General features: G+C 70.8%; 5 protein-coding genes and 1 pseudogene. 4 read left to right on the forward strand and 2 right to left on the reverse strand.

Translation table 11 applies throughout. From position 1 onward, the window contains the following. Positions 1-43: 43 nt before the first annotated feature. Positions 44-523, reverse strand: coding sequence for a ribonuclease (locus tag AB0I10_RS39995; RefSeq protein ID WP_363157663.1), 480 nt, complete (start codon positions 521-523; stop codon positions 44-46). Positions 524-671: 148 nt separating this feature from the next. Here AB0I10_RS39995 and AB0I10_RS40000 point away from each other — a divergent pair, with 148 nt between their 5' ends. The 3 genes from AB0I10_RS40000 to AB0I10_RS40010 all read left to right on the forward strand — a co-directional run bounded on the left by AB0I10_RS40000 (position 672) and on the right by AB0I10_RS40010 (position 4,383). Further along, positions 672-1,298, forward strand: coding sequence for an XRE family transcriptional regulator (locus AB0I10_RS40000; protein WP_363157664.1), 627 nt, complete (start codon positions 672-674; stop codon positions 1,296-1,298). Positions 1,299-1,334: 36 nt separating this feature from the next. Then, positions 1,335-1,514, forward strand: a complete 180-nt coding sequence (locus AB0I10_RS40005; protein WP_363157665.1) for a DUF6126 family protein — start codon at positions 1,335-1,337, stop codon at positions 1,512-1,514. 169 nt (positions 1,515-1,683) lie between these two features. Next, entirely contained in the window at positions 1,684-4,383 is a 2,700-nt protein-coding gene (locus AB0I10_RS40010) for a beta-N-acetylglucosaminidase domain-containing protein (protein ID WP_363157666.1), read from the forward strand. 242 nt (positions 4,384-4,625) lie between these two features. Here the strand turns inward: AB0I10_RS40010 and AB0I10_RS40015 are convergent. Beyond that, positions 4,626-5,455 (reverse strand): IS5 family transposase gene (locus AB0I10_RS40015; RefSeq protein WP_363157667.1). Its coding sequence is split into 2 segments (ribosomal slippage): positions 4,626-5,135 and positions 5,138-5,455, totalling 828 coding nucleotides; the frame shifts between segments, so codons are not numbered across the junction. Between the two features lie 124 nt (positions 5,456-5,579). On the opposite strand from AB0I10_RS40015, the pseudogene AB0I10_RS40020 reads away from it, so the two are divergent. Further along, positions 5,580-5,784: pseudogene (locus AB0I10_RS40020) on the forward strand (IS701 family transposase); the annotation flags it as partial.

Raw genomic sequence — 5,784 nt, forward strand, 5'->3', positions numbered from 1 at the left:
GGGGTGCCCATTGCACCCCGGCCGCCGCTCTCCTGGCTGCGTGTCAGCAGCTGCGATCGATGAGGTCGAACGACTCGTAGTGGTCAGCGGTGTAGTAGTCCTCGTCCGTCTTCTTGCCGGTCACGATGCGGCGGGCGCCACGGTCGGGCGAACCCGGCGTCTTCACGGTGAACTCGTGGTAGTAGCCGGAGCTCTGGTCCGGGAGGATGCCCTCCCGGTTGTCGAAGACCGTGCCGTCCTGCGGATAGGGGTAGGGCCCACCCTGCTCGATCAGGTCCAGGGTGTCGTGGGCCTGGGAGGGCAGCTTGGAGTAACAGATGTCGCCGACGGCGTTCACCTGCACGGTCGCGGCGCGAACAGCAGTGGGGTGAACGGCCGTGGTGTGCGCCGTCGCGGCGTACGCGGTGGCCGGGTGCGCCGTGGCGACGGCGGGCGGGGCGGCGACCGCGGTCCCGCCGATGAGAAGGGCCGATGCGAGGGCGCCCGCGGCGCCGATCCTGGTGATCCGTGGGGGGATTCTCATGCCTCCCAGGATGACGCGCGTAGACATGCCCCTGTCAATCCCAACGGGCGCAAGTTTCCCAGGAGTTCACAAGGTCCACCCCGGGCGAGGGATTTGCCTTAGAGGCAAAAGTTTTGCCCGTGAGGCGAGAGGTCGTTATACCGGGGATATGACCGAGCTCCCCGACGAGCCCTTCGGCGACCCGCCCGAGGAGCTGTCCACCGTCGCGCCCCAGCTGCGTGACCTGCGGCGACGCAGCGGGTTGACGTTGGAGGGCGCGGCGCGGCGGGTCGGGCTCTCGCCCGCGCATCTGTCCCGGCTGGAGACCAACCGCCGCCAGCCGTCGCTGCCGATGCTGCTGGCGCTGGCCCGTACGTACGGCACCACGGTATCCGACCTGCTCGGCGAGACCGCGCCCGAGCGGGACCCGATCGTACGGGCCGGCCGCACGGAGCCGTCGGAGGCCGGCGGCTGGACGTACTGGACGGTGGGCGGTGCCGGGCGGGCGATGCAGGCGCTGCGGCTGCATGTGCCGCAGCGCGCGCAGGGCGACCTGGTCCGGGTCCATCCGGGCGAGGAGTGGCTGTACGTCCTCAAGGGGCGGCTGCGGCTGACGCTCGGCGAGGCCGTCCATGTGCTGGACCCGGGCGACGCGGCGCACTTCGACTCGCTGACCCCGCACCGTATCGCCGCCGCCTCCCGGGGCGGCACGGACCTGCTGTTCGTCCACACGCTGCTGCAGAGCGGCGCCGCCGAGCTGTGCCTGGGCGACGACGCACCACGCCGTGGGCTGTGAGCCCGGGGCGCCGCATTGAGGGAAGGACCGTACGCCATGCCCGATCAGCCCACTCCCGCATCCCCGGAGCCCGTCCCCCACGCGACACCCACCCGGCCGTACGTCGAGAACAAGCCACCCCGCGGGGTGTATGTGCGGGTGTTCATCTACGTCGTCGCCACACATGTCCTCCTCGCGTTCATGAGCCTGCTGGTGTTCATAGCCCAGTCGCGCTGAGGGCGGGGGCGGGTGCCGGGGCGCCCGTTTCGGCCGCCTCGGCAACGTCCATCCATCCAGTGGGAAAGTCCATTGCCCCGGCCCGGCAAGCGGGTGAAGCCTGTTCGCGCACCCCACCCCCGTGCCCTGCACGCGCACTCCCGCCCGCTGCACCGAGGAGGACCGAAGGATGCACCGTACGCGCTCCGCGGCCGCCACCGCGCTCGCCGTAGCCCTCGCCGTGATCCCCCTGACGGGCATGGTGGGGCCACCGGGCGCGGCTCCGGTCGCGGGCCACGACGGCGCCCGGGACAGACCCGGAGCCGCCCGTTCCCTCTCACCCGCCCCGCAGTCCGTCAAGGCCCGGCACGACCGGGTCACCATCACCCCGTCGGTGACCCTCGTCGCCGGCCCGAAGACCGACGCACCGGCGCTGGACCTCGTCGAGAAGTCCCTCAAGGGCGCCGGCGCCGACCGGATCGTCCGGGCCGAACAGGCCGAACAGGCCGAACAGGCCGAGGCCGACAACCGGCTGACCGTGTACGTGGACGGGGCGGGCGCGGCGCGGGCCCTGGAGAGCCTGGGCGCGCGGGGCACCGACGGGCTGCCCGAGGAGGGCTACTCGCTGGCCGTCGGCGATGGCCGGATCGCGCTGTCCGGCAAGGACGCCACCGGCACGTACTACGCCGCCCAGACACTGCGTCAGTTGCTGCCGCACCGCGACCGGCCCGGCGCCCGTGTCCAGGGCACCGCCGTACGGGACTGGCCGGCCACCCCGCTCCGCGGCGTCATCGAGGGCTTCTACGGAACGCCCTGGTCGCACGCCGCCCGCCTCGACCAGCTCGACTTCTACGCCGAGCACAAGATGAACATCTACGTCTACTCCCCCAAGGACGACGCCTACCTACGGGAGAAGTGGCGCGACCCGTACCCCGCGGACCGGCTCGCGCAGATCAAGGAGCTGGTGGACCGGGCGCGCGCCCGGCATGTGGAGTTCACCTACGCGCTCTCCCCCGGCCTGTCGGTCTGTTACAGCTCCGACGCCGACTTCAAGGCGCTGACCGCAAAGTTCCAGACGCTGTGGGACATCGGCGTACGGACCTTCGCGGTGCCGCTGGACGACATCAGCTACACGGACTGGAACTGCGCCGCGGACAAGGACAGGTTCGGGACCGGCGGCGGGGCGGCCGGCGCCGCGCAGGCGCATCTGCTCAACCGCGTCGACCAGGAGTTCATCGCCGGGCATCCGGGCGCCGAGCCGCTGCAGATGGTGCCGACCGAGTACTACGACGTGAAGCCGTCGCCGTACAAGAAGGCGCTGGCCACGCGGCTGGACAAGGATGTGCTGGTGGAGTGGACGGGCGTGGGCGTGATCGCGCCGACGATGACCGTCGCGCAGGCCGAACGGGCCCGGGAGGTCTTCGGGCACCCGATCCTGACCTGGGACAACTATCCGGTCAACGACTATGTGACCAACCGGCTGCTGCTCGGGCCGTTCAACGGCCGGGAGAAGGGGCTGCCCGAGCGGCTGGCCGGGATCACCGCCAATCCGATGATCGAGCCCGCGGCGTCCAAGATCGCGCTGCATACGGTCGCCGACTACGCCTGGAACGACAAGGCGTACGACGCACGCGCCTCCTGGGGCGCTGCGATCGAGGAGCTGGCGGGCGGCGACACCCTTACGGCGCGCGCCCTGCGGGCCTTCGCGGACGCCAACTACTCCTCGTCCCTCAATCCTCAGCAGGCACCTGAACTGGCCGCCGCCATCGCACAGTTCGGCAGGGACGGGGACGCCCGGCGGCTGGACGCGGCGCTGCGCACGCTCCAGGAAGCGCCGGCCGTACTCCGCGACCGGCTCGCCGATCGCGGCTTCGTCGAGGACAGCGAGCCATGGCTGGACGCGACGCACGCCTGGGGCAAGGCGGCGCGCACCGCCCTCCGGCTCATCGAGGCCGTCAAGGCGGGCGACGACGCCAGGGCATGGCAACTACGGCAGCGGCTACCGGAGTTGGTGAAGTCCGCGAAGTCGTACGTGTACGTGGATCTGAAGGGGAAAAAGATCCCGGTGCTGGTCGCGGACGGGGTGCTGGACACCTTCGTCGAGGGCGCCGTCAGCGCTCACGATGCGGCATTGGGCGTGACCGGCCGCCCGAAGGCGTCCACCGATCTGGCCGTCCATCAGGACAACGCCGTCTCCCGGATGACCGACGGCGACGACGCCACGTACTTCTGGAGCGCAGCCGCCCCCAAGGCCGGTTCCTCGGTCGGCCTGGATCTGCACGCAGAGCGCGCGCTCGGCACCGTCACCCTGGCAATGGGCAAGAGCGGTAGCCCGGACGACTATCTCCAGCACGGCGTCCTCGAATACTCCTCGGACAACAAGCACTGGACACGGCTGGCCGCCTTTGACGGCAAGGCGGAGGTGACGGCCGAGCCGCCGTCCGGCGCCAAGGCCCGGTACGTGCGCGCCCGCGCCACGCAGGCACAGGACAACTGGCTGGTGGTACGGGAGTTCACGGTCGCCGGGACGGACGAGGTGACGGTGTCCGGCGGCCCGCCGGCGGCGGAGGGCAGCGCGCTGCGGACGGCGGCGGACGGCGACCCGGGGACCGCGTATCGCGCCATGCGGGCGGCGCAGCCCGGCGAGACGCTGGAGTTCACGCCCAACGCGCCCCGGCCGGCGCGGTCCGTGGTCGTCCTGCGCCCGCAGGGCACGCCGCCCGGGGACGCGAGGGTGGAGGTCCGCACGGGCGGCGGCTGGCGCACACTCGGCACGCTGTCCGGTGCGTACACGCGGCTCGCGGCGGGCGACGGCACCATCGAGGGCGTACGGCTGACCTGGCGGGGCGGAGCGGCGGCACCCGTGGTGCATGAGGTGATTCTGCACTGATGCGGGGCGGGGCGGCGGGCCCGGCCATGACCCATCGGACAGGTCCTAGACGAGTAAGTCCTATGTCCCTTCGTCCGCCCGTAGGGCGGGGCTCGCGGCGTTTGGTGCGGTGCATCGCAAGGCGGAGGGGCTTCCCGGTACTGGGTGTACCGGGATGCCCCGACAACGCCGCGAGGTGCCGTGCCAGACGCCGCGAGCCAGAAGGGACATAGGACTTACTCGTCTAGGTTCTGTCTCTTTGGTCAGCGTCGGGTCCAGATGAGGATGCCGGCGAGGTGGAGTGCGGCTTGGTAGGCGATGGCGAGTTTGTCGCATCGTGTGGCCAGGCCGCGCCACTGCTTGAGGCGGTTGATGCACCGTTCGACGGTGTTCCGCTGCCTGTAGGCTTCGCGATCAAAGCCGGGCGGACGGCCGCCCAGGCGACCTCGCCGCAGGCGGTGGCCGATCTGGTCGGAAGGCTGCGGGATGACCGCGCGGATTCCCCTGCGCCGCAGATGCGCCCGGATGGCACGCGAGGAGTAGGCACGGTCGGCCAGAACAACATTGGGCCGGGTCCGTGGCCTGCCCAGGCCGGTTCGGGGCACGCGTATACGGGACATCACGGCCTCGAAGGCGGGTGCGTCACCGGCCTGGCCTGCGGTGACGGTGAAGGCCAGCGGCCGTGCGTGGCCGTCCGCGGCGAGGTGGACCTTGGTGCTCAGGCCCCCGCGGGAGCGTCCGAGTGCGTGATCGGCGGGCTCGCCGGATCGGGCCGCCCCTTTTTGCGTGCTCCGGCGGCGTGCTGGTGAGCCCGGACGACGGTGGAGTCCACTGACACGGCCCAGTCGATGTCGTCGTCGGCGTCCGCCGCTGCCAGCATGGCGGCAAGGATCCTCTCCCAGGTGCCGTCGACGGCCCATCTGATCAGCCGTCTGTGGGCGGTCTGGAACGAGCCGAGCTCGTCGGGAAGGTCCCGCCAGGGCGAGCTGGTGCGGTACTTCCACGCGATGGCCTCGAGGGTGCGGCGATGGTCGGCCCACCGCCTGCCACGGACCGGATCGGCCGGCATCAGCGGCGCGATCCGGTCCCACATCGCATCAGTGATCACTAATCGGACGGACACATCCGATCAACTGACCAACCCATCAAAGAGACACGCCCTAGTACTGCAACGGTGTTTGCTGTGACGGTTGGGCAGGCGGGTCGTTGGTCTGAGTATGGGTGGGGACCTTGCTGATGTCAGGGTGTGGGCCGGTGAACTGGACGCTGTGCACGACCGGTTCGTGCATCGGTTTTCCAGGACGGAGCCGCGAGAGTCGGCGCTTGCCTATATGCGGGGACTGATCGCTCCACTGGAGCGGAAGAACGGCTGGACCCTGGCCGAACAGGCCGGTCATGCCGCTCCGGACCGTATCCATCGAC

It is taken from the genome of Streptomyces sp. NPDC050636 (assembly GCF_040654775.1).
Lineage (GTDB): Bacteria > Actinomycetota > Actinomycetes > Streptomycetales > Streptomycetaceae > Streptomyces.

Coding starts and splice junctions, on each gene's coding strand:
- AB0I10_RS39995 (WP_363157663.1), bottom strand. CDS start 523: ATGAGAATCCCCCCACGGATCACCAGGATCGGCGCCGCGGGCGCCCTC.
- AB0I10_RS40000 (WP_363157664.1), top strand. CDS start 672: ATGACCGAGCTCCCCGACGAGCCCTTCGGCGACCCGCCCGAGGAGCTG.
- AB0I10_RS40005 (WP_363157665.1), top strand. CDS start 1,335: ATGCCCGATCAGCCCACTCCCGCATCCCCGGAGCCCGTCCCCCACGCG.
- AB0I10_RS40010 (WP_363157666.1), top strand. CDS start 1,684: ATGCACCGTACGCGCTCCGCGGCCGCCACCGCGCTCGCCGTAGCCCTC.